The organism is Paenibacillus sp. GCM10027630 (genome assembly GCF_042676305.1).
Lineage (GTDB): Bacteria > Bacillota > Bacilli > Paenibacillales > NBRC-103111 > Paenibacillus_S.
Genome location: NZ_JBHTGY010000036.1, coordinates 371,947 through 397,521 on the forward strand (window position 1 = coordinate 371,947; position 25,575 = coordinate 397,521).

Annotated in this window: 22 protein-coding genes; 6 read left to right on the plus strand and 16 right to left on the minus strand. The window is 44.7% G+C overall.

What is annotated here, in order from left to right; genetic code table 11:
* Positions 1-130 precede the first annotated feature (130 nt).
* Positions 131-1,834: an ATP-dependent protease LonB gene (gene lonB, locus ACFQ0C_RS18550; protein WP_258211251.1), complete on the minus strand. Its 1,704-nt coding sequence runs from the start codon at positions 1,832-1,834 to the stop codon at positions 131-133.
* A gap of 229 nt (positions 1,835-2,063) precedes the next feature.
* Here lonB and ACFQ0C_RS18555 point away from each other — a divergent pair, with 229 nt between their 5' ends.
* Positions 2,064-2,762, plus strand: a complete 699-nt coding sequence (locus tag ACFQ0C_RS18555) for an N-acetylmuramoyl-L-alanine amidase family protein (RefSeq protein ID WP_379368500.1) — start codon at positions 2,064-2,066, stop codon at positions 2,760-2,762.
* A gap of 38 nt (positions 2,763-2,800) precedes the next feature.
* Here the strand turns inward: ACFQ0C_RS18555 and ACFQ0C_RS18560 are convergent, their stop codons facing one another.
* The 10 genes from ACFQ0C_RS18560 to ACFQ0C_RS18605 all read right to left on the minus strand — a co-directional run bounded on the left by ACFQ0C_RS18560 (position 2,801) and on the right by ACFQ0C_RS18605 (position 14,227).
* On the minus strand, positions 2,801-3,577 hold the full coding sequence (locus ACFQ0C_RS18560) for a divergent polysaccharide deacetylase family protein (RefSeq protein WP_379368501.1): 777 nt from the start codon (positions 3,575-3,577) through the stop codon (positions 2,801-2,803).
* A 202-nt stretch (positions 3,578-3,779) separates the two neighbouring features.
* Positions 3,780-4,895 carry a flavodoxin-dependent (E)-4-hydroxy-3-methylbut-2-enyl-diphosphate synthase gene (gene ispG / locus ACFQ0C_RS18565; RefSeq protein ID WP_379368595.1) on the minus strand — a complete coding sequence of 372 codons (1,116 nt, stop codon included), beginning with the start codon at positions 4,893-4,895 and terminating at the stop codon, positions 3,780-3,782.
* A 111-nt stretch (positions 4,896-5,006) separates the two neighbouring features.
* Positions 5,007-6,272, minus strand: coding sequence for an ATP-dependent protease ATP-binding subunit ClpX (clpX, locus tag ACFQ0C_RS18570; RefSeq protein ID WP_258211253.1), 1,266 nt, complete (start codon positions 6,270-6,272; stop codon positions 5,007-5,009).
* Between the two features lie 11 nt (positions 6,273-6,283).
* A complete protein-coding gene (gene clpP, locus ACFQ0C_RS18575) occupies positions 6,284-6,877 on the minus strand; it encodes an ATP-dependent Clp endopeptidase proteolytic subunit ClpP (protein WP_258211254.1) in 594 nt (197 codons plus the stop codon).
* A 645-nt stretch (positions 6,878-7,522) separates the two neighbouring features.
* On the minus strand, positions 7,523-8,806 hold the full coding sequence (gene tig / locus ACFQ0C_RS18580) for a trigger factor (RefSeq protein ID WP_379368502.1): 1,284 nt from the start codon (positions 8,804-8,806) through the stop codon (positions 7,523-7,525).
* Positions 8,807-8,950: 144 nt separating this feature from the next.
* Positions 8,951-9,868, minus strand: coding sequence for a hypothetical protein (locus tag ACFQ0C_RS18585; RefSeq protein WP_379368503.1), 918 nt, complete (start codon positions 9,866-9,868; stop codon positions 8,951-8,953).
* Between the two features lie 157 nt (positions 9,869-10,025).
* A complete protein-coding gene (locus tag ACFQ0C_RS18590; RefSeq protein WP_379368504.1) occupies positions 10,026-11,192 on the minus strand; it encodes a Ger(x)C family spore germination protein in 1,167 nt (388 codons plus the stop codon).
* The gene (locus ACFQ0C_RS18595; RefSeq protein WP_379368505.1) at positions 11,189-12,655 is read right to left on the minus strand and encodes a spore germination protein; all 1,467 of its coding nucleotides are present in this window, start codon (positions 12,653-12,655) and stop codon (positions 11,189-11,191) included. The genes ACFQ0C_RS18590 and ACFQ0C_RS18595 overlap by 4 nt, the downstream gene beginning before the upstream one ends.
* Positions 12,639-13,733, minus strand: a complete 1,095-nt coding sequence (locus ACFQ0C_RS18600; RefSeq protein WP_379368506.1) for a GerAB/ArcD/ProY family transporter — start codon at positions 13,731-13,733, stop codon at positions 12,639-12,641. Before ACFQ0C_RS18600 ends, ACFQ0C_RS18595 begins: the two co-directional genes overlap by 17 nt.
* 149 nt (positions 13,734-13,882) lie before the next feature.
* Positions 13,883-14,227, minus strand: a complete 345-nt coding sequence (locus ACFQ0C_RS18605; protein WP_258211260.1) for a hypothetical protein — start codon at positions 14,225-14,227, stop codon at positions 13,883-13,885.
* Positions 14,228-14,618: 391 nt separating this feature from the next.
* Here ACFQ0C_RS18605 and asnB point away from each other — a divergent pair, with 391 nt between their 5' ends.
* Positions 14,619-16,463 carry an asparagine synthase (glutamine-hydrolyzing) gene (gene asnB, locus ACFQ0C_RS18610; RefSeq protein ID WP_379368507.1) on the plus strand — a complete coding sequence of 615 codons (1,845 nt, stop codon included), beginning with the start codon at positions 14,619-14,621 and terminating at the stop codon, positions 16,461-16,463.
* Between the two features lie 74 nt (positions 16,464-16,537).
* Here the strand turns inward: asnB and ACFQ0C_RS18615 are convergent, their stop codons facing one another.
* The 3 genes from ACFQ0C_RS18615 to ACFQ0C_RS18625 form a co-directional block, all read right to left on the minus strand.
* The gene (locus tag ACFQ0C_RS18615) at positions 16,538-17,179 is read right to left on the minus strand and encodes an XTP/dITP diphosphatase (RefSeq protein ID WP_379368508.1); all 642 of its coding nucleotides are present in this window, start codon (positions 17,177-17,179) and stop codon (positions 16,538-16,540) included.
* Positions 17,160-17,924 (minus strand): ribonuclease PH, encoded by a 765-nt coding sequence (rph, locus tag ACFQ0C_RS18620; RefSeq protein ID WP_379368509.1) that lies wholly within the window; start codon positions 17,922-17,924, stop codon positions 17,160-17,162. Before rph ends, ACFQ0C_RS18615 begins: the two co-directional genes overlap by 20 nt.
* A 225-nt stretch (positions 17,925-18,149) precedes the next feature.
* Positions 18,150-19,196 (minus strand): GerMN domain-containing protein, encoded by a 1,047-nt coding sequence (locus ACFQ0C_RS18625; protein WP_258211264.1) that lies wholly within the window; start codon positions 19,194-19,196, stop codon positions 18,150-18,152.
* A 213-nt stretch (positions 19,197-19,409) separates the two neighbouring features.
* Here ACFQ0C_RS18625 and ACFQ0C_RS18630 point away from each other — a divergent pair, with 213 nt between their 5' ends.
* Both ACFQ0C_RS18630 and ACFQ0C_RS18635 read left to right on the plus strand, forming a co-directional pair.
* The gene (locus ACFQ0C_RS18630; RefSeq protein ID WP_379368510.1) at positions 19,410-20,291 is read left to right on the plus strand and encodes a diguanylate cyclase domain-containing protein; all 882 of its coding nucleotides are present in this window, start codon (positions 19,410-19,412) and stop codon (positions 20,289-20,291) included.
* A gap of 58 nt (positions 20,292-20,349) precedes the next feature.
* Positions 20,350-20,871 carry a phosphatidylglycerophosphatase A family protein gene (locus tag ACFQ0C_RS18635; protein WP_379368511.1) on the plus strand — a complete coding sequence of 174 codons (522 nt, stop codon included), beginning with the start codon at positions 20,350-20,352 and terminating at the stop codon, positions 20,869-20,871.
* Between the two features lie 169 nt (positions 20,872-21,040).
* Here the strand turns inward: ACFQ0C_RS18635 and ACFQ0C_RS18640 are convergent, their stop codons facing one another.
* Entirely contained in the window at positions 21,041-21,829 is a 789-nt protein-coding gene (locus ACFQ0C_RS18640) for a DUF1836 domain-containing protein (protein WP_258211267.1), read from the minus strand.
* Between the two features lie 261 nt (positions 21,830-22,090).
* Between ACFQ0C_RS18640 and ACFQ0C_RS18645 the strand changes: the two genes are divergently transcribed.
* The gene (locus ACFQ0C_RS18645) at positions 22,091-23,401 is read left to right on the plus strand and encodes a hemolysin family protein (RefSeq protein WP_379368512.1); all 1,311 of its coding nucleotides are present in this window, start codon (positions 22,091-22,093) and stop codon (positions 23,399-23,401) included.
* Positions 23,402-23,481: 80 nt separating this feature from the next.
* Positions 23,482-24,525, plus strand: a complete 1,044-nt coding sequence (ytvI, locus tag ACFQ0C_RS18650; RefSeq protein WP_379368513.1) for a sporulation integral membrane protein YtvI — start codon at positions 23,482-23,484, stop codon at positions 24,523-24,525.
* Positions 24,526-24,572: 47 nt separating this feature from the next.
* Here the strand turns inward: ytvI and ACFQ0C_RS18655 are convergent, their stop codons facing one another.
* A complete protein-coding gene (locus ACFQ0C_RS18655; RefSeq protein WP_379368514.1) occupies positions 24,573-25,511 on the minus strand; it encodes a Ger(x)C family spore germination protein in 939 nt (312 codons plus the stop codon).
* Positions 25,512-25,575 lie beyond the last annotated feature (64 nt).

A 25,575-nucleotide genomic window follows, 5' to 3' on the forward strand; every position in this document is an offset into this window, starting at 1 on the left:
GTTGAGTTATACGAAAAAATAACCCGTTTGCTATAATTTACATTTTATCAAAATTAATTTCAAAACACCAATCGGCTCCTATCGTATATTGACATCATCCATACAATGAGCCGAATAATTGGTTAGAAGCTCATTCAAGTCCATCAGCGTGCAGGACGGTTACAGAAGCTGTAGGAAGCAAATCAGGCTGTACCGTTGATGTAGTCGGAAGCACCGTTAGCTCAACACCCAACGCAATGGCAAGGACTTCTTCAACGGATTCAACCGGTATAACCTCAAGCCCGTTTAAGCCGCTAAATATTTCCTGCCAGTTCTCTTTGGGTATGATTACTTTGGTAGCTCCTGCTTGGAAAGCAGCCTCAACTTTTGCCACCACACCGCCTACAGGCTTCACCTTTCCATGAATACCAACTTCCCCGGTCATGGCTATGTGATTATCGACTGGTATTTGTTTAATGGCAGAGGCAATCGCAGTCGCCATAGACACTCCCGCAGAAGGACCATCGATTGGCGTTCCCCCTGGAAAATTAATATGCAAATCATAATTATACGGATTTATTCCGAGACGTCGCAGCACTGTCAGCACATTTTCAACCGACCCTCTCGCCATGCTCTTGCGACGGATCGTTCTGGAGCCTCCGCCCATCTCTTCCTCATCGACAACTCCCGTAATAGTGAATTTGCCGGTGCCAGCTTGTAAAACAGGTATTGCAGTGACTTCAATCTCAAGCATCGTACCCAAATTAGGACCATATACAGCCAATCCGTTTACAAAACCAACCTCAGGCTTCGTTCCGATTTTCCGTTCAGGCCTTGGAGGAATTTGTGAGCTGTTGACAACCCATTCCACATCAGAAACCGTCATTTCTTTGCGACCATCCGTCAAGGCCATACCCGCTGAAAGCTGAATAATATTTACAGCCTCGCGTCCATTAGTGGCATGCCTTTTAACAACCTCCACTGCCGCCGGATTATCCGGGAATCCAATTTTCACCAAAGCGTTGATAGCGATTTTGCCGATCTCATCAGGCAGCAGTGGACGGAAGAAGATTTCCATGCAACGGGAACGTATAGCTGGCGGTAACTCACTAGGATTACGTGTTGTTGCGCCAACGAGGCGAAAATCCGCGGGCAACCCATTTTGGAAAATATCATGAATGTAGCCTGGTATATTCGTATCCTCTGAATTGTAATACGCACTTTCCAGATACACCTTGCGATCCTCAAGTACCTTTAATAATTTATTCATTTGATGAGGATGCAATTCACCAATCTCATCAATAAATAATATTCCGCCGTGCGCCTTGGTTACAGCACCTGCCTTCGGCTGTGGAATACCTGCTACCCCCATTGCTCCCGCACCTTGATAAATAGGATCGTGAACAGACCCGATTAATGGATCGGCAATACCGCGCTCGTCAAAACGTGCTGTGGTAGCATCGACTTCGGTAAATTTAGCATCCTGACGGAAAGGCGACTCCGCATTCTTCTTAGCTTCCTCCAGCACCACTCGCGCTGCCGCAGTCTTACCGACACCTGGCGGACCATAAATGATAACATGCTGCGGATTGGAGCCGCACAGGGAGGCCTTTAAGGCCCTTAATCCTTCTCTTTGGCCAACGATGTCCATCATAGTACTGGGTCTTGTCTTCTCAGCCAAAGGCTTATTTAAAGAAATGGAGCGCAGCTTCCTAAGCTTTTCAAGCTCCTTTTTCGATTCTTTATCAACCGCCGTTCGATTAGATTGCTGATTGCGCAGCAAATTCCAAAAATACAACCCGATTACAATGGCAAAAAACAATTGGATGATCATCAAAATCACACTGATATTCATAGGTAAAACCTCCTGGAAATTTTAGCGAATAATTACTATACCTGTTCCAACTGAACTTTTATTTAAAAGACAGCTCCACAAGCACAGTTTACAAGTTATATCTTCCTGGTAGTATTCCCCTCTTAAGGTAGCATTAATCCCTTACTGAGAAAGTTTTCAATCATGAATGAGATTAAGCCACTGGAGAACGATATAGTATAGAAAAATCATTGAACGGGGGAATTTGGTCATGCGTCGCAAAATGCTTTTAATCGTTCTAATCTTATTACTTGGTACAGTAAGCATAAGCCAGGTCGTAACTGCAAAGGATGTATCAGCCCCTTATCCGGTCCTTAGAAACCCTTTCGTTACAGATGTGGATGTGTTGATTGATGTAGGACATGGCGGAATTGATAGCGGCACTTTGTATGGAAACATCTATGAAAAAGACATCAATCTGGAAATGGCCCAGCTTACTTATAATCTGCTTCGTGAAAAAGGGCTGACTGTCCTGGTTAACCGAATGAATGACTACGCGCTTAGCGAAGAAAACGGATGGCTGCGGGCTCGTTCAAGGCATCTGAAAGATCTGGCTCAACGAAGCCACCTGGCCAATGAAATTCACCCCAAGGTGCTTATTAGTCTTCATGTCAACTGGTCTAAAAACAGCTCCATAAGAGGTCCACTTGTCCTCTTTCAAAAAACAGCGCCTAGCCAGAGGCTTGCCGAATCTATACAACGTTCGTTGAATAACATGTACGGTACGTCAACTGAAGCTGTTCTTGGAAAACCCTACTTCTTGCTTAAGCATGTCCATGTGCCTGCTGTCATAGTTGAGATGGGGTTCATTTCTAACTCCTTAGACCGGGAACAAATGATGGAGCCTCAGAAGCAGAAAAAATTGGCGGAAGCTATAGTAACCGGTGTTACCAATTATTTGAAAGATTAATGACACCAGCTTCCCACGCATAAAAAAAGCTGCACCCGTTAAGGAGTCAGCTTAGAAATGGTCACAAATTGAGCTAGCTCCTGTATAGCTGGAACTGACTGTTTTAATACGGAAGCCGTGTTTTTCCCTGGCGGGCCTACATGACCGATGACAATGGTTGAATCATTATCTTTTACATGCTTTTGCACCTTTACGGCTTGTTTTGAGATATGATTACGCGTATAAACATCATCCATGAAGATATTGTTTTCTACTATTTTAACTCCCAGCTCAGCGGCTACAGGCTTTACTACACTCTTATGAGTCGTTTTGCTATCCAGATACAATAAATTCTTTTCCTTACAAATCTGCAAAATAATTCGCATTATCCTTGCATCAGCTGTCACCTTGGATCCCATATGATTGTTCATTCCGATTGCAAAAGGGACCTCGTCAATGGCTGCCAAAACTCTTTGGCGTATCTCTTCATCAGATAAATCGGCCGTGATAGCACCAGGCCCAAGCCAGCTTTTTTTCCCATGAACAGGCTCCATCGGCATATGAATAAGCACGTCATGTCCTAATTGGTGAGCCCATTCAGCATCTCTCCGCGTAGTTGGCAGAAATGGCATCACAGCCACAGTAATTGGAACCGGAAGCTCCATCATTTCACGGGTGCCCTGCTGGTCGTTGCCAAAATCGTCGATTACAATAGCTATTCGCTTAGTAGTGAGCATTCCTTCTTCAGCAATCGCTTGCGAAGTACTGTTGTAAGACGTCATTGCCATAAATAGGGTTACTAAAAGCATAACCAGCCATTTCTTTTTCAAGTACATTCCAATCTCCTCCTAATTGCTTTTTGTAGCGACTTCTCTTAATCATGCTCATGCGATTTAGTAAAACTTGTATCGTAAGCGGATGCTTTTCCTTTGTTATTTGTCAATAGCTTGAATCATATTCATCCTTGATGGAAATAAAAAAAAGCAGCGAACCCGATTTGGGGAACGCTGCTTTAAGTTTATAAAATTTCGATATATTTTAAGCTTGCTGGGGTGCGTGATGCTTTCTACCTGGAATCTCGCCAGTGCGGGTAAAATGCTCCACAATGACATCAATTTCTTTCTTCAATTCGTTTAACAGTTCAGCTTCAGGTACTTTACGAATCATTTCCCCATAACGAAACAGCATGCCTTCGCCGCGCGCTCCAGCGATCCCAATATCCGCCTCTCTCGCTTCTCCAGGACCGTTAACCGCACATCCCAATACGGATACTTTGATTGGGACTTTAATTTTGGATATATATTCCTCGACTTCATTAGCAATGGAAAATAAGTCAATATCTAATCGTCCGCAAGTAGGGCAAGAAACTAATGTAGCAGCATTAGTAATAAGTCCGAATGTTTTAAGCAGCTCACGCGCAACCTTGATTTCCTCTACTGGATCAGCACTCAAAGAAATTCGTACCGTCGATCCAAGTCCCATGCTTAGCAAGGCGCCAATACCTGCCGAGCTTTTCACCGAGCCTGTAAAAAGAGTACCGGCTTCAGTAATTCCCAAATGCAGCGGATAGCGGAAAGCAGCCGCGGCTTTGGAATAAGCAGCAATAGCCATCGGTACATCGGAAGCTTTCAAAGAAACAATAATATCCCGGAAATCAAGCTCTTCCAAAATATTAATGTGATATAGCGCGCTTTCCACCATCGCCTCAGGCGTCGGGTAGCCATACTTCTCCAGCAAATGATTCTCAAGCGACCCCGCATTAACACCGATCCGAATCGGTATTCCGCGTTCCTTGCACGCTTTCACAACGGCCTCAACCTTCTCACGACGACCGATATTGCCAGGATTGATCCGTACCTTGTCAATGCCGTTCTCTATGGCTAGAAGAGCCAGCCTGTGATCGAAGTGAATATCGGCTACTAACGGAATGCTGATCTGCTTCTTAATTTCCTTAATAGCTTCAGCAGCTTCCTTATTGTTGACGGTAACACGGACAATCTGGCAGCCGGCATCTTGCAAGCGGTGAATTTCCGCAACGGTAGATTTTACATCCGCCGTTTTCGTGGTGCACATGCTTTGCATGACAACCTCGTTGCTGCCGCCTATAGTCAGATCTCCTACTTTGACAGGAATAGTCTCCGTTCTATGGAACATAGCTTCAATCGCTCCTATAATACCAAACATCCTCCGCTCCGTCATAAAGCCTGGGTGGGCTTAATATTGGATTGGAGGTTGTTATGGTTTAGTTTATTCAATTGAGAGTGCTTAAGCACTCTCTTCTTTTTTCTTAACGGATTTTTCATCCTTCGATGTGATTTCAGGTGCAGTCTTTGCTTGAACCGCTTCCTTGGTCACGACACAATTGGAAACTTCCGTACGAGACGGCGCTTCATACATCACTTCCAGCATGATGCTTTCAATGATAGCACGCAAGCCACGAGCTCCCGTATTACGTTTGATGGCTTCACGGGCAATTTCATCCAAAGCTTCCTGGTTGAAATCAAGCGTTACATTATCCATCTCTAGCATTTTTTGGTACTGTTTGACTAATGCATTCTTCGGCTCTGTCAAAATCCGCACCAAAGCAGCTTCATCTAACGGCTCCAAAGTTGAGATTACTGGCAAACGTCCTACAAACTCGGGAATTAACCCGAATCTTAACAAGTCTTCAGGCAGTACCATGGTCAAGTACTCACCCGGTTTCAAATCAGCTTTCAGACCATCGGTACCGAAACCAATGACTTTCTTGCCGATTCTGCGTTTGATAATTTGCTCCAGCCCATCAAATGCACCGCCGCAAATAAACAAAATGTTGGTTGTGTCGATTTGAATGAACTCTTGATGCGGGTGCTTACGCCCGCCTTGTGGTGGAACGGAAGCAACCGTACCCTCCAAAATTTTCAAAAGGGCTTGCTGCACACCTTCACCGGACACATCACGTGTAATAGACGGATTTTCCGATTTACGTGCTACTTTGTCAATTTCATCAATGTAGATAATACCACGTTCAGCCTTTTCTACATCGTAATCCGCAGCTTGAATCAGCTTCAGCAGAATGTTTTCTACATCCTCGCCCACATAACCCGCTTCAGTTAAAGAAGTGGCATCAGCGATTGCGAACGGAACATTCAAGATTTTGGCTAGCGTTTGAGCAAGCAACGTTTTGCCGCTTCCGGTAGGACCAAGAAGGACAATATTACTTTTTTGAAGCTCAACATCTTCCAGCTTGGATTGCTGGGAATTAATCCGTTTGTAGTGATTGTAAACCGCTACAGAAAGCGATTTTTTGGCTTGATCTTGACCAATGACGTACTGATCCAAAATATTGCGGATTTCTTTCGGTTTAGGAACGTCCTTGAGATCGAGTTCTTCTTCGTGACCCAACTCTTCCTCAACGATTTCCGTACAAAGTTCTATACACTCATCACAAATATAAACACCTGGTCCGGCAACCAGCTTACGAACTTGTTCTTGCGACTTGCCGCAAAAGGAGCATTTGAGTTGACCTTTTTCATCGTTAAATTTAAACATGGGATCACTCCTTATCCATTCAGTTCATTACGAGTGATAACTGCATCAATAAGCCCATATTCTTTGGCTTCTTCCGCACTCATAAAGTTGTCACGATCCGTGTCGCGCTCAATTTTCTCTAGCGGCTGACCCGTACGTTCCACATAGATCTGGTTTAGTTTATTCTTGGTTTTAATAATCCACTCCGCATGGATTTTAATATCCGATGCCTGGCCTCTAACTCCACCCAGCGGCTGATGAATCATCACCTCGCTGTTAGGCAATGAAAAGCGTTTACCTTTGGCTCCGGCTGTCAACAACAACGAACCCATACTAGCTGCCATTCCGACGCAAATCGTTGATACGTCAGGCTTGATGAACTGCATCGTATCGTATATACCCATTCCGGCTGTCACTGAACCACCCGGTGAATTGATGTATAGATGAATATCCTTCTCTGCATCCTGCGCAGATAAAAAGAGTAACTGCGCAATAACGAGGTTGGCAACATCATCGTCAATGCCAGTACCGATAAAAATAATTCTGTCCTTCAAGAGGCGGGAATAAATATCGTACGAACGTTCCCCGCGTCCTTCCTGCTCAACAACCATAGGTATCAGACCCATTGTTCCAACCCCTTTGCTCCAAAATGTATTACGATTTTCATTGTATCACTTTTAAAATCATTTCGCTAACTGGGAGGTCATCCCCCTAAATCCCCCCTTCTCCAAGGGGGGACCCCAAGGGGCTGCGCCCCTGGACCCGCTTAAGGGAGGTCTAAACCCAAGCCTATGTACTTCAATGTTACTTTATGTGGTGAGATCGCGTCTGTCCTGGCCCGACCTACGGTCGAGGCCAGGACACGCTTTACGTTTGTGGCCGGGTTCAAACCCACGCCTATGTACTTCGATGAAACGTTATGTTGTGGAATCGCGTCCGTCCCGGCCCGACCTACGGTCGAGGCCAGGACACGCTTCATGTTTGTTAAACCGTAAAGCGTGTCTGACATAGGCGCCCCCAATAATTGGGGCGCCTCGTCAGACGATAAGCGAGCACCTGCACATAGGTAAAGCGTGTCAGAATGTCAGCCACTCGTAGAGTAGGCTGCATTCTGACAGACGCGTGTACCTGCGCCAAATTTAATCCAACTGCATATGTATTTAATCGTGGTCCAGGGGGCGAAACCTCTGGGGTCCCCTATAAGGGGATTTAGGGGTGACTTCTGTAGCTACAGAGAAGGGCACGTATAATCACGTGCCCCTTCCACTATATTACTTGCTGTTTTCAAGCAAGAAGTCAACTGTTTTCTTAACAATAAGATCATGCGTCAAATCGCCCAGATTGCCATTAGCACTCAGGATAGCACGAAGCTCATGAGCAGGACGTTGGTACATCTTGGACATGTTTTCCAATTCAGCATTGATCTCCTCTTCGGATGCTTCGATGCCTTCAGCTTTAGCGATCGCTTCAAGAACCAAGTTATTACGAACGCGCTTCTCAGCGTCGCCGCGCATTTGGCCTTTCAACAATTCTTCGCTTTGACCAGTAAACTGGAAGTACATTTCAAGATTCATACCTTGAGAGCTCAAGCGGCTTTCGAATTCCTTAACCATTTGTGCGGTCTCGTTATCGATCATAACTTCAGGGATCTCAATTGTTGCAGCTGCAGCGGCTTTTTCAACCACTTCTGCTTCTTTGTTGCGTTGAAGCTCGGATTCTTTGCGAGTTTGCAAGTTTTTGCCCAAATCGCTTTTGAACTCTTCCAATGTTTCAAACTCACTGACGTCTTTTGCAAACTCATCGTCAAGAGCAGGAAGGTTTTTGCGTTTGATGTCATGCAAATGAATTTTGAAAACAGCTTCCTTGCCTTTCAAATCTTCGGAATGATAGTTCTCAGGGAAGCTCACTGTAATATCCTTGTCTTCGCCCTTGTTCAAACCTATAACTTGCTCTTCGAACCCAGGAATAAAGCTGCCTGATCCGATTTCAAGAGAATACTTCTCTGCTTGGCCACCTTCAAAAGCAACGCCATCCACGAATCCTTCGAAGTCGATGGATACAGTATCGCCGTTCTCAACTGCACCTTCTTCTAAAGGAACGAGTTCCGCATGACGCTTTTGCAGCTTATCAAGCTCTTCATTGATTTCCTCTTCAGTAACAGCCGCTTCTTTCGCCTCAAGCTCAATGCCTTTGTATTCGCCCAGTTCAACCTCAGGCTTAACAATAACCTTAGCTTTGAATTTCAAAACTTGGCCTTTACCAAATTGCTCTACATCAACTTCAGGACGGTCAACCGGGTGAATTCCAGTTTCTCCAACTGCTTCTGTGTATGCTTCCGGAACAACGATATCAAGAGCATCTTGATACAAGCTTTCAACGCCAAATTTCGATTCAAAAATGGAACGAGGTACTTTACCTTTACGGAATCCTGGAACATTTACCTTTTGAACTACCTTTTTAAATGCTTTGTCCAGAGCTACTGCTACTTGCTCCGCTTCAACTTCGATTTCAAGAACGCCAACGTTCTTCTCTATTTTTTCCCAGCTTGCTTTCATTTTATGCTTTCCCCTCCAAAAATTATCCATAACTTTTTCACGTTCTGACGATATTGGGAGGATATGTTGTCCCAAATCGTCAATATAACCATTCTATTATAACATACCCTTTTTTGTTTTCAAGTAAAGGAAAAGGAAATATATTCACTCTCCCTGACTTCGTGAAAACGTAGAAGAAGCAAACGACTGCATGACCCGATATGCTTGCTCCCATTGGAAAACAAGATCATTCGTAATCCCATACAGGTCAAGGATTTCTTCTTTATCCCCGCTGTTGAACACTTTCTCAAGCAGAACGAAATGAAAAGCTGCAGCCCAAACATCCACACAGGCCTGCTCTTGTCGGAGCATCTGCCGGTACTGTGCAGTACCATATATGTAAGCTAAAAATTCATTCCATGTTTCTTGAGCAAAATAAGCTAAAGCCGGCTGAACCGTTTGACTCATATCTTGTATTCGCTCAATAATCTCACCGATTGGATCCGGAAAATCGCTAAAAGTAACGGGGGTGTCCTCAACGTCAACAACAATCGTCTCTCCCTGCTTCGACAATTTCAGCGGCCCTGTCACTCCGCGGAGCTTGAGAGTTTGGAGAACCTTATACTGAATGATGGGATGCTGCTCTTGTTTTGTGATGAATTCCCCAAGCTTTTTATTGATTTCAGGATGCTCCAGAAATGCTAATTGATCGAGCGCCAGCAATAAGTTTTCGACAGATTGGGGCTGCTTGAGCAGGTCCAGGAGCCTTTCTGTGTAGCCGCTATCAGCCCGTTCCTTCACAGCCAAATGCTGACGAAACATGTCGGCTTCAGACAATTCTTCCTCTTCCTCACTATCCGGGGTAGGAAATATTTGATCAGGAAACATCGTTTGCAGCCACTGCAGCAGCGCGTGCCACTCGTCCTCTATCCTCTCGTCTTGATTATGGCAAGTAAGCAAAAACTCCAGCATTCGGATGGCTTCGCCATAACGTTCTGTTTCCAGCATTCGGGTCAGCTCAAATTGGTAGTATTCAACAGTTTTAGGAAAAAGAATGACATTATCGTTCGGCTTCTCGGTCAAAAACACACCGCCTCCCCTAAGAGTTTCGCTTAAAGCGAAACTAACTTCGTAAGCATTTGCTGTCACTTCACAAGCTTGCTCTTTGAAAGCAGTGTACCCGATTCGAGGTCGGAAAGCAAAACCAGCGGCTATTCTCCCCTATCCTGTTGCTAAAGTGCTAATCCTTGTACATACGATATGTATACTTACCTGCCGTAGTTATCTCTACCTGTACCTTCACATTACCCAAAGAGTTTGACTCCAAAACGAATTGATCTTTATCCTTATCGTACTCCCGGAAACGTTTCGCCCCTCGAACATACAGATGCTTTTGAAGTTCAAGCAGATCTACTTTCAGCTTCAGTCCATTTTCATAGGTCTCCCGAATTTCCTTTTCGATTATTTTTTCAGCCTGCCTGCAAAGAGTTTGCTCGGAAACCTGCTCGTTCAAATCCGTGATAGCTCCATCCACTTTTACATGAAGATCGAACACAGGCTTGCTGTTCTCCTCCCTGATCTTAACCGAGTAATGCGGCCTCCTCATCCGCAGATTAGCGAGCTCCTTTCCTTTTTCGATTACCGAAACCGGTGCTCTGTTAGTATTTTTCTCGACCCATCTTAGCCCTTTTACCTGTTCCAAAGGCATAAAGCCTTCGCTTTTATTTTGCCTAAAAGGGAAAATTCCCTCAAAGCGCATCGATCCCAACGGTTCGTCATTTCTGCGCCAAACCTCTTTACTGACGGAAACAGCTGGCAACAATAGTGTTTGTACAGGCTCATAATATGTGGCAATGAAATCATTGAGACGCATCGGGGTTATGTACGAGCGCTGTTTAAAGTTGTCTATAGGCTTATGGATCAGCATATTCAATCGGGATTGTTCAAAGTTCGGGGTTGCGATAAAAAGCTCATTCAGCTTGCCGCGTGTTCCATAGACCCACATTGTATATCGGAGCTCATAAAATCTGAAAAAGGTTTGCAGCACATCCGTTATATCTCCTTTAGCCAGCAGCCCCTCTCCCATAACCAATGCCGTAACATGTCCCCAATATAAACGTTTTTCTGACTCCAAAGAAATATTTCCGACTGCATCCACATAAGTTTTACCCTTGCCGATTCCAATCCATGCCGGGGTGGAGGTGCTTTTGTTCCCTGTATCTGTTTTTGCAACCTTTTCGAAGCTAAGAAGCTGTAAATAGACGGTAAATTGTTTCTCCTCTTTGGAATAATCAATCCCGATTGCATTCACATAATCCAAATTATCAATGTCCGATGCATTCCAGCAGCCGCTCAAAAGGACGGCGTTGACAAGCAGCATGGCCGCAAGAAGCAAAGCTCGCCTCATTGCGATTGCCCTCCTCTGCGTCCCGTATGATCCTTCTGAGGAGTCAGCAGCTCAGGCTTGGTTTGGCGTCTGCCGCGGGGGTGCAGAGTTAATACATACCATAAGTCCCTCCAATTAACTGGTGAAAAAGGGGCCAAATAAGGTACACCAAAAGATTTTAAATTGGACATATAAATCAATATTGAAAATACGGCAGTAAAAAATCCGAATAATCCAAAAAAAGAAGCAAAGAGAAAAATATATATTCGCAGCAGCCCAACACTTATGCCGAACAATCCCCCAACCAATGTAAACTGGGCTGTTGCAGAAACAGCGGCAATAACTAGTGTGGCAGGCGAAGTCAATCCCGCTTTAATGACCGCATCCCCGATAATCAAACCTCCAACAACAGATATAGAAGGCCCTAATGCTGAAGGCAGCCGACTGCCCGCCTCTAAAAAAAATTGAAACAAGAGTGTCATCAATAATATTTCCATCGGTCCTGAGAGCGGCGTTCCTTCGGTAGCTACCGCAATAGTTGCGAGCAGTGGGAAAGGAATTTGATCCTGATGATAGGAGGTAAGGGCGACCCAAAAGCCCGGCATCAAGAGCGTAATTAAAAGCCCCACTCTCCTCATGATCATTTCAATATACAGGAGCGGCAGAGGCGTATGCATATCCTCACCAACAGTCATTGCGTATGAGATATTAACCGGTGCTATGAGTACGGTGGGGTTGCCATCCATCATGATCACAAATCGTCCTTTTATAAGACTGTCAGCAACCATATCCGTGCGAGTCGTCAAATTCATTAGCGGAAAAAACTCGCCTTTTGTTCTTGTCAACAATACCTTCAGTTCTTCTTGGCTTAAAACCGACTCGGTTTCAATATTGTACAATTTGTCCTTTACTTCGCGTAAGGTCGCATCTACCAGTACATCACTTAAATACAAAAGACCTATCTCGGTTCTGCTGCGGCTGCCAACAATATGCTTCTCCACACATAAAGTATTGCTGCGAAGACGTTTACGAATGAGAGCAATGTTGACATTCAAATTTTCTATAAAGCTATCCCGAGGTCCATTGATGGTCATTTCCGAGCTCGAATCCTCAGGTTTACGTTCGGGACGATTAGCCATTTCAACATAGTTCAGCTTACCGCTGGATATTTCGAATACAAGAAGATTTCCTTTGAATAGCTCATCCATAACATCTTGATCCGATGCGTCCGCCTTAAAAGTTGATTTCAGCATGTTTTGCCAATCTGCATTATCATTTTCATTGCTTACAATTGTTTCCAATCCAGCTTGCAGTCTCGGCAGCAAAGTGTTCTGCAGCGCTTTAGTGTCGCATAACCCCTCACAATAGACTAGAAGCAAGCTCCTGCGTTTCTCGGTTTCTGCGGATTCCGTTATTTCAATAAATTTAACATCATCACAGCGTTCGAACATCTCCCGAAGAATTCTCTCATCCCATCTTGTCACGTAAACTCCCTCCTTTTTTGGAAAAGAACGCTACGATTAATAAGCTCAAAGTAAGAACAAGGTAGCAAACCAAGGTACTCGGTAAATAACGGTATTTAAGCCAATCGTAAAATTGGATATCGCTAATGGGAAGCAGCATAATAAGTACCAACAGAACGGACAACGCAATGAGAAAGACCGGCTTGCTTTTCTTGCCTTTGAAGGGACTTAGTTCGGTTAATAAATACATAGCAACAGAGACTCGTACGAACGCTCCCGCAAACCACTGATAAATAGAAAAGAAGTCAACCCTCTCGATGAATCTTTGCACGATAACCAGTTTCCATTGTTCAAATGCAGGATACCGATGTTTGGCGGATTCTACAGGTCCGAACTCGGCTATGGAACCTGTAGTCGGCCCCAGTGTTAAGCCCGTAATCAGCACCGCCAGTAAGGCCAGATGCCACCATTTGATTCGCGTGCCGATATGCTGCTGAATTAAGAGCAAAAGCATCAGCTCCGCAAATCCGGCTCCAACATGGATTATGCCTTCGAGCAGCGGCCCCATCCCAAGCTCCAAAATAGGAAACAGCCTTGTGTAATCCTTGTTGACAAAATTCGCGGTCATTACAAAGTAGCCTAACAGCACAATCACCGGAAGCAAGATACCGCTCATAATGGCGATGCAGATAATCCCTGAGCGCGCCGCAAAGTAACAGAGGCTGACGAGGAGCAAAGCCAACGCAAACGTCGGGGTCTCGGGCAAATAAGACGCGACTGCCCAGGTTACCGTATCTTTTATCGTGATAGCTGCAATCAGCAGCAATAAAATACCGAATATGAGCTTATGTATATTTGAAATTCCTTTTCCGGCTATTGATTGTATCCATTCAAATAACGGCTGTTGGGCGCTTCGTTTCACAATCCATTGGAGCAGAAATATCCAGAGTATGAACGGAAAAAAAGCAACTGCAGCTGACAACCAAGCATCTCGATCCGCTACATCCAGCAATATGGGAATGATGATGACATGATTCAACAATCCTACTGAGCATAGAACAATCATGGATGCCTGAATCATGTTGATAGACCTGGACATAGACCTCACCTATTTTCGCGAAAGATTTTCACACCTAGTTCTCGCATATTGCCAAATTAGGTTGCCCTAAACCAATTAAAAAATCCTTTCTGAACCCAAAAAAACAGCGATGGGGAAATCCCCACCGCTGTTTCAAAATTCATATTTTATTAATTAATTTTCATTGCCGCTTGAATTAATTTGGCTTTGATGCTTGGATCCTGATCAATAAAAGCATACATCTTATCAACAGCATCCTTGTTTTGCAAGTAATCCTTCTCGCTTTGAATAGCTTCATGCGACCATTCCAGCAATGATTTCTCAGCAATACCCAGATCATTCAATGCGTTGTGCAGGCCTGTATCTTCAATCAGTTCTTCAACTTTCTCCTGGGTAACTACTCCGAGCAGCTTGACGGTTGCAAGCTTATTTTGAAAAGCCGCATTCGCTTTTTCAAAGCGTTCTTTGGCCTCTTTGTATTCACTTTGTTGCTTGGCTAGTTTTGTTTTTTTCATACGTATGACCACCTCTTCATCTTGATTGGTTCGGGCCTGGCTACTGACCCATTGTAATCCTTAATCAACAGCTATCTACATAGCATAGCGCAGGACAAGAACATTTTCAAATGTGTGAAACCACAGAATTTTAATTACTATAAAAGCTGTTATCCCTCCAAGCCTCTCTTTGATTAGAGTGGGATAATCGCTCTTGTTCTATTCATCCAATATGGTCATCATCACAAACCGTTACCGCATAGTGTAAACGCTAATTTGTATTTTGTCTATCTTTTCCTGTTGACGGGACAGACATTTTCTGTTTTGCCTATGCATAACCTTTATAATCACGCTGTCACTGTCGAAAAGTTTGATAGTTGTCGACTAAACACACCAAGAAGGGATGAAAGCTATGTGCGGGATAACGGGATGGATTGAATGGAACAAGGATTTAACCCAATATCCGTCCATTCTGGAACATATGACGGATACTTTGTCAGATCGCGGTCCGGATGCTTCAGGTACTTGGATCACTCCGCATTGCGCGCTTGGACACAGACGTCTTTGCGTTATGGATCCGGCTAATGGAATACAGCCAATGATTCGAAATTACGGTGAAAACACATTTACCATCGTCTACAACGGAGAGCTCTATAACGCTCCTGAGCTAAAAAAAGAGCTGGAGCAGCGCGGACATACATTCACTACCACATGCGACACTGAAGTACTGCTCGTATCCTTTATCGAATGGGGGCGTTCCTGTGTAGACCGTTTAAACGGCATTTTTGCATTTGCCGTCTGGAACTCCATTGACCAATCCTTATTTCTAGTACGAGACAGACTCGGCGTAAAACCGTTCTTTTATTCGTATGAAAACGGCAGGCTGCTGTTCGGGTCCGAGCCCAAGGCTATTCTCGCTCATCCCGATTTTCCCGCTCAAATTAGCGGTGAAGGGCTAGCAGAAATATTCGCCATCGGTCCTGCTCGTACCCCGGGGCATGGAGTTTACCGCAATATGTCTGAATTGAAGCCCGGACACTGCATGGTCATGGATCGCAACGGCCTGAACATCCGGGCTTATTGGAAGCTGGAAAGCAAGCCGCATGAAGATGATGTGGAAGCAACAGCGGGGCGAATCCATGATCTTCTCCAAGATACGGTAATCCGCCAATTAGCGTCAGACGTGCCTATCTGCACCCTGCTGTCCGGAGGACTCGACTCCAGCGCATTAACTACGTTTGCGTCTAACTATTATAAAGAAAAACAGATGGGCACTATTCACACTTATTCCATCGATTATGTGGACAATGACAAACATTTCAAAGCGAATACCTTCCAGCCCAATGCGGATGCACCCTGGATTAAACGAATGACCGAGTTTCTCGGCAGTGAGCATCACTTCCTTGAATTCGATACCCCTGAGCTTGTGGATTCGCTCAAAACAGCCGTCTATGCCCGTGACCTGCCTGGCATGGCCGATGTGGACGGCTCCTTATATTTATTTTGCCGTGAGATTAAAAAGGACGCCACTGTAGCTATTTCCGGAGAGGCCGCCGATGAGATCTTTGGAGGTTACCCCTGGTTTCACCGCGAAGAAGCCTTGAACGCAGGCACCTTTCCATGGTCACTTGCCACCAAGGACCGCGTAGATCTGTTGTCACCCGATTTCGTACGCTGGGTAAAGCCTGAACAATATGTGAAAGAACGGTACAGTCAGGCGCTTTCGGAAGTGCCGCGGCTAGCCGGTGAAAATCAGGTCCAAAACCGGATGCGGGAAATGTCTTACCTTAACATTACCCGCTTTATGCCTACACTTCTTGACCGCAAGGACCGGATGAGTATGGCAGTTGGTCTTGAAGTGCGGGTTCCGTTCTGCGACCACAGACTTGTGGAGTATGTATGGAACATCCCTTGGGAAATTAAAACGTCCGGCGACAGGGAAAAAGGCATTCTGCGCCGTGCGCTGCGAGGCGTTCTCCCTGAGGATGTGCTTACTCGCAAAAAAAGTCCCTATCCAAAAACGCATAACCCGAGCTATTTGAAAGCAGTCCGATCCTGGGTGCTGGATATTCTGAATGATTCGAGCTCCCCGCTGCTGCCGTTTATTGATGTTCCAAAAATACGCAGCTTGGCTGAGGGAGATGCAAGCCAATTCAATCTGCCTTGGTTCGGTCAGCTAATGACAGGTCCTCAGCTGTTCGCCTATTTGGCTCAAGTGGATACTTGGTTAAGACACTATAAGGTTTCGATCCGTTGACTTGATTAATGAGGGTAGACAAGAAGAGGAAAGGTGACGCCACTTCCACAAGCACACTCTCATCTACCTCCGCTTTAAGCTTCAACAGCTTTCCATAACAGCCGGATGGCAGCTCCACGATGGCTGAGCCTATTCTTTTGTTCCAAATCAAGCTCAGCCATTGTCCTCTCTAACTCCGGTATGTAAAAAAGCGGATCATAACCAAAGCCGTTTGCTCCTCGCGCCTCTGCGATAATTACACCCTCACAGCCCGCTTCTACTTGAACAAGCGGATTGCCATCAGAGTCAACTAAACAGATCGCACATTTGAACCTCGCAGCACTTAAATAAATAGGCTCAGAAGCCGTCTCAGGAGTCTGCTTTAACAGGTTCCCCGACTTTTTCAATTCGTCCAGCAGCTTGCGGTTATTTTGCTCATCCGTTGCATGCTCTCCCGCATAACGCGCAGAAAACACGCCGGGCTCGCCATTCAATGTGTCCACGCACAAACCAGAATCGTCAGCAATGACTGGAAGGCTCAGAAGCCGCGCAATAGTACGAGCTTTAATTAAAGCGTTATCTGTGAAAGTTGCTCCGTCTTCCACGATATCCGGCATGTCGTCGAAATCAAGCAAGCTTTTTACAACAATCCCTTTGTCCAGAAACATCGAGGCAAGCTCTTTGACTTTGCCGGCATTTCGAGTGGCTACAATTATCTCAGACCCGGGCGGCAGCATGGGATGCACTCCTTATTCGTGCAGATATTTCAGGCCCCAAAGCCTTCTCCTGTTCACGGATCATGGCTTGAATACCTACTTCGGCCAAGGCCAGCAGGTCATCCAGCTCTTTGCGGGAAAACGGAGCATCTTCGCCTGTTCCTTGAACCTCCACAAATTTACCCATGCCTGTCATGACCACGTTCATATCAACTTTGGCTTTAGAATCTTCTTCGTAATTGAGATCCAGACAGGTCTTTTCATTAACGACCCCAACGCTGACTGAGCCTAGAAAATCGGTAATCGGGTACTTGGACAGCTTCTTTTCCTTCACAAGCGTATCAATAGCGATCGACATCGCTACAAATGCTCCCGTAATAGAAGTCGTTCGCGTGCCCCCATCCGCCTGGATAACATCGCAGTCTAGTGTGATGGAACGTTCTCCCAATGCTTCCAAGCTGACCACGGATCGCAGCGCACGTCCAATCAAGCGCTGGATTTCCATAGTGCGGCCTCCCAGCTTGCCTTTGGCCGATTCCCTCTGATTGCGCACCTGCGTTGCCCTTGGCAGCATCGAATACTCTGCTGTCACCCAGCCCTTTCCTTGCCCTTTCATAAAGGGCGGCACTCTTTCTTCCACCGTTGCCGTACAAATAACTTTGGTCTCCCCTACTTCAATCAATACCGAGCCTTCGGCATGCTTGTTATAATGGGTTGTAATAGAAACAGAACGGGTTTGGTTTTCCTGTCTCCCGTCTTTTCTCATGATTGATTCCTCCTAGGGGCTCTCCGTTAGAAAGCTGACATCATAACATTTTTGCTTGGTGCAGAATCTGCATGTAAGCACGGCCTGAATTATCGCTAACTGAATTTCAACCTTCCCATTGTACCAGAGCGGCGCTTCAAGTTCCAACAAAAGGAGGGAGCCTCGGCTCCCTCATCTAATGTATTCTTATCTAATTTGTGCTTTTTGGTTCAAATCATGTGTTTTTCACAACTTTATTTGGTTAATATTCGATGGACGGCTCACAGGCTTGCTGTAGCTTTGATTTTCACTGGTTGTAACCTTAGCTTCTCCATTGACTGTTATCTGTACCTTCGTTGCAGAGCCTGCGTTTTCGGTAAGTGAAAGCACTACTGCGTTCAAGGCTTCGGCAGGAGCCTTCTTATCTGGCCCCAGTACCTTTTCAGAGAAATCGACCGTAATTAAGTTTTCCGCCTTTTGAATTTTCTTCAGCTCTGCACCCGGTGTCATAACAGCGGCAAGCCCTTTCTTCTGATCCGGTCCCACAATTAGCTGCTCTATTACAGCTTTGGCGACATTGTCTGTCCGTTTAACCATACGGGTAACAGGTACATAATATTTGTAATTGTCATGATTTTGTCCGAGGAAGTATACCGTTACAGGGGTGGACTGACCGTATTCGACCCCCTCAGGCTTCTCTAGATTGATACCCAGCGCTCTTGTAAGCGGCTCATCAAGCGGCGTTCCCCCTTGCGGCATTTCTTTAAGAGCCTTGCCTTCAACGCGGAGCTGCACCTTTTCAACAGATGGGAAGCCTGTAAGCGTCCAAGTAATTGCCTCGAGAATTTTTCGCTCGTCTTGCACATTATAATCTGTAAATGCCTTGGAGAAATCCACTATGGCAAGCTTCTGATCCTTCACAATATTAATGCCCTTTACTGTAGTACCTTTAGAAATAATGGGGGTAAAACCAACTGGCAATTGCTTAGCCGATGCGCTGCCATCTACCATAGATTCCAAAGCTTTCTTAGCCACCTCTACGGATTTCTCTACGTTAATTCCAACTGGAGCTATGAAACCGTTAGTGTCCTTGGCATAGATGGTAATGGATGAGGGATTCTGAATCATGCTGCCGCTCACAGCCTTCGCTTCTCCTGCATTAGCGCCTGCACCGGTTGGCGGAGGATCGATCGATTGCGAATGTTCCTTCTTTTCTAATATGGAGCAGCCTGAAGTAAGCAACATAACGATGCCCGTCACTGCCACCCATCGAGTCCATCTGTACGGTTTCATAGATGATTCCTCCTTGAAAATATGGATTGTTTGTCCTTCTCTCTTAATCCAACTATACGAGGAGGAGACAAGTTTTATGACAATCATTTTTGTGAAATTCCAAACGATTACAGGACATTTTATTGCTTTTATCTCATTCTTATTTCTATAATGAGAATAGATCTAAATATCTACTAAGAGACACAGTCACTCCCAACTAATGAGGTGAGGGCGATGGATAATAACTACAAGGTTCAGGACATGTTTTTCCGGCAGCTGATCGACCATAGTGAGGATTTTATTCTGGCCATGGGTCTGGATGGATTGATTACGTACAGCTCCCCGTCATTCCAGAGAATGCTGGGATTACCTTCTGAGGAATTGATTGAAAGGCATGGCTCCAGCCATGTTTTCGAGCAAGATAGAGAGCGATTTCTGCAAAGCTTCAGTCAACTGATTGAAGACCACAAACCTTTTACACTCGAATTTAGGTACCAGTTAAATGATGGGACTTTATTGTGGGTAGAAGGTAAAGCCTGTTTGATTAAGGATGGAGGCGTTCCGACCGGTATCGGTATTATCTCAAGGGATATTAGCCCATATAAGTCTGTGGAAGAACACTTAGTCCGTATGGCCTACTATGATGCTTTGACAGGACTGCCGAACAGACGGCTGTTCCATGACCGTTATAACCAATCCTTGCTGTTAGCCAAAAGATATCAACGTAAGCTCGCTGTCTTTTATCTGGACTTGGATGACTTCAAAGCAATCAATGATAATTATGGACATGCGGTTGGAGACGAGCTTCTGCAAAAGGTAGCTGCGCGGCTCTTGCACTGTGTTAGGGATCCTGATACGGTCAGCCGTCTGGGCGGTGATGAGTTCGTTATATTGCTGCAGCAATTTGAAATGCCTGAAGATATTGATAAGGTGGCACATCGTGTAATTCAAGCACTTAGCAACCGATTTGTCATTGGACAACATGAAATTTCGATTACATGCAGCATGGGAGCAGCCCTGTATCCTCAGGATGGCAGCGGAGAAGATTTAATTCAATCGGCAGATAATGCGATGTATCAAGCTAAAAAGCATGGTAAACACTATTCGGAATTCTAATCTGCTTTCTCATCCCCAATTGACTTGATGAGACACTAGCCTTCAGGAGGAGATTTATATGACCTACAATTTGAATTCAAAGCTGGTTGCAGAGGCGGCGAATGACTGGCTGAAGCAGCGCGGCGTAACCATACAGGATATTGCGGAATTAACCTTTTTTCTGCAAAAGGGCTACTACCCGGGCCTGACAATGGAGGAATCGATTATAAGCGTCGAAGCGGTTATTCAAAAACGCGAGGTGCAAAATGCGATCCTGACAGGAATTCAGCTGGATATACTTGCAGAGGAAGGCAAGCTGCTCCCTCCTCTGCAGGAAATGATCGAAAACGATGAGGGATTGTATGGCTGCGATGAAATACTTGCCTTGTCGATCGTCAATGTGTACGGGAGCATCGGACTTACAAACTTCGGTTATGTAGATAAGCTGAAGCCTGGGATTCTCAAAATGCTCAATGATAAACACGGTGAGCATAAGCATACATTTCTCGATGACATCGTAGGAGCGATCGCGGCAGCCGCAAGCAGCCGGATCGCCCATCGCAAGCAAGCTGAGAAGGAAGAGCAGCAGTCTCAACCGTAACGCTTTCCCCTTAATTTATGACATTAGCGTAGATGAAATAAAATAGCCTCCCCCACTACTAGTGGTTAGGGAGGCTATTTTTGTATGCAGACCAACATTCTCTTGGTTCAAGGGTTTCTTTTCCAGCCATTTTGGTTAAAGCTCATTCAAACGCTTAGAATTTCCTTACTCACTTATCATTTGAGCCATGCAGGTTGTGAAGAAATAAAGTTCCGTTTAAATATCTTCTCGCTAAAGAATGAAAATAAGCGGTTTGCACGGAAACCATCGAAATAAACAGCAAATTGCGGAGCGCCTCTTTTTGTTGAGGATTCAAATGACTGAGATTGCATACATATTGGTCTGCTTTAAGCCGAATGGTCGATTCCGTTAATGCATCATAATTAGGTTTACCCGCACCATGTCCCTGCACATCAAGCAGCTGGTCGTTGTTAGCATCCATTTCTTCAAACAGGGTTGAGTAGGCAACATATAATTCGGTAGGCCCCAACAGATCATCCGCTTCATCTTCTGGCTGTTGGAACGTAATCTGGAATAATTTACGTATGGATTCGAAATCCAGACAGTTCTTCAGATCGTCAATAATAAACAGCATAGCGGCTTGATCTATTGAATATTTTTTCCCTTCCTTGGGCGATCCTAAAAAATCTTTAAAATCTCGTTTGACCCAATTTTGCATGGAAGTGATGGACACATTTGTATATTCTATTTGATTACCAAGAGATACTATATCCAGTAAAGAAAAGCCACCTACACTGTCGCTTTTGATCATTTTTTCCAGAACCGGAGGAAGATGAGTCGACAGGAAAGCAGATAAGGGAGTACCTTGCTCTACATCAGTTCGATGGTTTTTTTTCCAGGCTTCCCGTAAAACCATGATAGGGGTCTTAGTTGCTCTTCCTTTCATTGAGAGGAGCATAATTGCCATTTCTTTACGGGTAAGAGTAAAAGTTTCCAATATGAGCTCCTCCTTCTACCATTGCAGCATTCGTTTATATGATAAGTTCATTTGAACTCATCATAAAACTAAGGAAATGGTTTGTCAAAGGAGATATTTATAGATATCCCTAGTATTAGCGCTTGTAATGAATCAAAATGACCCCATTCTGATTAAAAAAGCGCTGCATGGCGTTTTATTATTCCTATGACATGTATTATAATAAGTTCATAAGAACTCATCTAAGATAAGTTCAAATACTTTTTACTGAGGACGGTTGATATGGGCTTAAATTTGTTTCTCGTGGCAGTTTTGATCTTGCTTTCTGCATTTTTTGTTGCAACGGAATTTGCAATCATCAGATTGCGTTCGAGCCGTGTAGACCAGCTGGTACTTGAGGGTCGCAAGAACGCAGTTGCAGTACAGAAAGTAATAAGCAATCTCGATGGCTACTTGTCCGCTTGTCAGTTGGGCATAACTATCACCGCTTTAGGATTAGGCTGGCTCGGTGAACCGACGGTTGAAAAGATCCTCCATCCCTTGTTTCAATCACTTAATTTGAGCGAGGAATTGAACGGAATTGTATCTTTCGTTATTGCTTTTGTATTTATTACTTACATTCACGTAGTATTGGGTGAGCTGGCTCCTAAATCATTAGCTATTCAAAAAGCTGAGCAGATCAGCTTGCTGACAGCAACTCCTATCATTTGGTTTTCTAAAATCATGTACCCTTTTATCTGGGCACTTAACGGCTCTGCGAATCAGTTAATTAAGCTGTTTGGCTTGAAGCCTGCAACCGAGCACGAGGAAGCGCATTCGGAGCAAGAAATTCAAATCATCGTCTCGGAAAGCTATCAAAGCGGCAAAATCAATAAAACCGAATATGGTTATGTAAATAAAATATTTGCTTTTGACGATATGTTGGCCAGAGAAATTATGGTTCCTCGTACCGATATGATTTGTCTTTTTTCAGACCGTTCACTTGAGGAAAATTTGAAAATTATTCGCCGCGAGCAATACACTCGCTTTCCTATCGCTCAAGAGAGCAAGGATAACATTGTAGGGATCATTAATACGAAGCATTTCTTCTTAAATTACGATAATAATCCGGAACAATTCGATTTTAAATCGTTGGTTCAGCCTGTTCTCACAGTCCCTGAATATATCCCGGTAAACACCTTGTTAAAAAGAATGCAAAAAGAACGCGTTCACATTGCGATTCTGGTCGATGAGTATGGCGGAACCTCGGGACTCATTACGATGGAAGACATTCTTGAGGAAATTGTTGGAGAAATTAGGGATGAATTTGATGCGGATGAAGTGAAGGAAATCGAAAAAATTGATGATAACAAATATATTTTTGATGGAAAAGTTTTATTGAACGAGGTTAATGATTTACTGGGCACCAACCTGATTAATGAGGATGTCGATACCATTGGCGGATGGTTGTATACTCAAGCTCCTGATCTGGAAGCCGGGAAAGCATGGAACTATGACGATGTTTCCTTCGTAATATTAAAAAAAGACAGCCACAGGATACGTAAAATTGAAATTCAGAAGCTGTCGCCTGCTTCATCTGTAGAAATGCCTTAACAGCTATAATTAGCAAAAATAGGGATAAAATGATTGGAAGCCGGGATCCATCCCGGCTTTATCTTTAAGGAGAGAACTTGATGCCTCTAAAGACGATTGTATTTGTTGTTGTATCCATCTTAGTACTGTATGGACTTTTTACAGTTGGCTTTCCTTTTCTGCTGGCCCTGCTTATCGCCATTTTATTGGAACCGGTAGTACTATGGACTATGAAAAAGCTCCGGCTCAACCGAATTGCAAGTGCTGCATTAACCTGCTCTTTATTGATTGCCGGGATACTTTGCGCCTTTTTTCTCATAGGGATGAAAATTTATTTGGAGTTTGTTGAATTCGTAGGGAAAATTCCCATGATACTCAATGAAGTGGATCTTTTCGTGAAGGAAGCCTTGACAGGTCAAGGGATTATCTATAGATCATTTCCTGAAGAATGGGCGGGCTATATTCAAAGCGGGCTGGTCATGGGAGTGGATTCCTTAACGGACGGCCTCAATCGTATTATCTCCTCCGCTTCGGGAATGATCTTGAATGTGGCTAAAACATTGCCTAATTTATTAATATTTTTCATTGTATTTATTATAGCGCTTTACTTGATCAGCATTGGATTGGAGCAAATAAAACGCACCTTCCTGTCTTTGTTTTCAGAGGGCACCCGCGGTAAAATGGAAAATGTGCTGGGTCATCTTCGCGAAGCGATTATCGGTTTTCTGAAAGCTCAAATCCTGATCAGCGTTCTTACTTACATAGTGACTTTAATAGGGCTGTTGTTTCTTGGAACAGGTTATCCTTTGGCGATAGCACTAATTATTATATTTGTTGATCTGCTGCCTATTCTAGGTACAGGCTCCGTACTAGTTCCTTGGGCTGCATTCAGCTTTATTCAAGGGGACTTGAATCTGGCTATCGGTCTTCTAGTTTTGTTTCTTGTTATCACTGTATTCCGGCGAATTGTTGAGCCCAAAATTGTGGGCGACGCCGTAGGGATAAGTGCTCTAGCCACTCTGGCCAGCTTGTACATTGGCTTTAAATTAATAGGTGTAGCCGGTTTGTTTCTCGGTCCGATTGTCATTATATTTTTTCAAGCATTGAAGAAGTCCGGGATTGTTAAAATTAATATTGATTTGTGATGAAAAAACGACCAGCCCCCTATATTGCGGCCGGTCGTTTTTTTGAATTATGAAATTAAACGAAGCCTGATAGCTATGTCTGCTTGTGAAAAAGCATGCCTCCAACGCTCCTGAGTCCAAACACCGCGGTAAAGAGAACGAACCGTTCGTCCAATATCAAGCGGATCTGTTCCTTGCAGCTGCAATTTGTGAACAAGCTCGCTCATACTTCGAGCCATGGGCGTCTCTGAGAGATCCCTTTTTAGCATCAGCTGATCATTTTTCCCTACTGTAACCGTAACAGCTGCGTTAATTCTGGGAGCTTTCAAATCTCCATTGCTGCTCCAATCTGTATGACAGCTTAGTCTTCGTCCGCCTGACTCCACTGTCTGTCCATCCAGACAAGCTAACAGCTCCAGCTCATCTGTATTTAAGAAGAGAGCAGGCCCACGACCACGCAGTACGGCAGCATTCACTTCAACACCTGCTGCGCCGCTGTCCTGGCTATGCATCCTCAAGTAAGGTACAAGGGTATCGTGCCTTCTATAGCCATCATCCCTACGCTGCTGAAACTGCTGCAGGCCACTTTCTATGAGCTGCAGCTCCGGCAGCCACGCCGAGGTCGGAGCTTGTTTCATAAACACATCAGCCGCGCCCTCGACCATCGCTATGAGAGGCTGCGGTTGCGGCCCATTCGGCGGCTGAGACTTCTGCTGAAGCAGCTTTCCGCCGTTTGGCAAGGTGCCATTCCGTTCTACAAAATCAGTACCCAGCAGAACAACCTGCGGTGCTTCTTCTGCTGCGCTTAACGCAGTTATTCCTTGCGGCAGGCTCGTCATCCTCACTTCCCCTTGCTCTGATACATCTACAGCTATTACCTGAGACGATGTGTTGGCTGCTGTGTCGGCCCATACAGCGGCTTTGGTTTCATGATTATCTGAGCATCCGGATAAAAGCAATAGCATTGCTGCAGCAAGCAGCAAACTTCCTCCATCGACCATCCTCATCCTTCTTACATCCTTTCCTAATAATCAAGACGGATGGTCTCATCGTTCCCAAATTCAACCATAA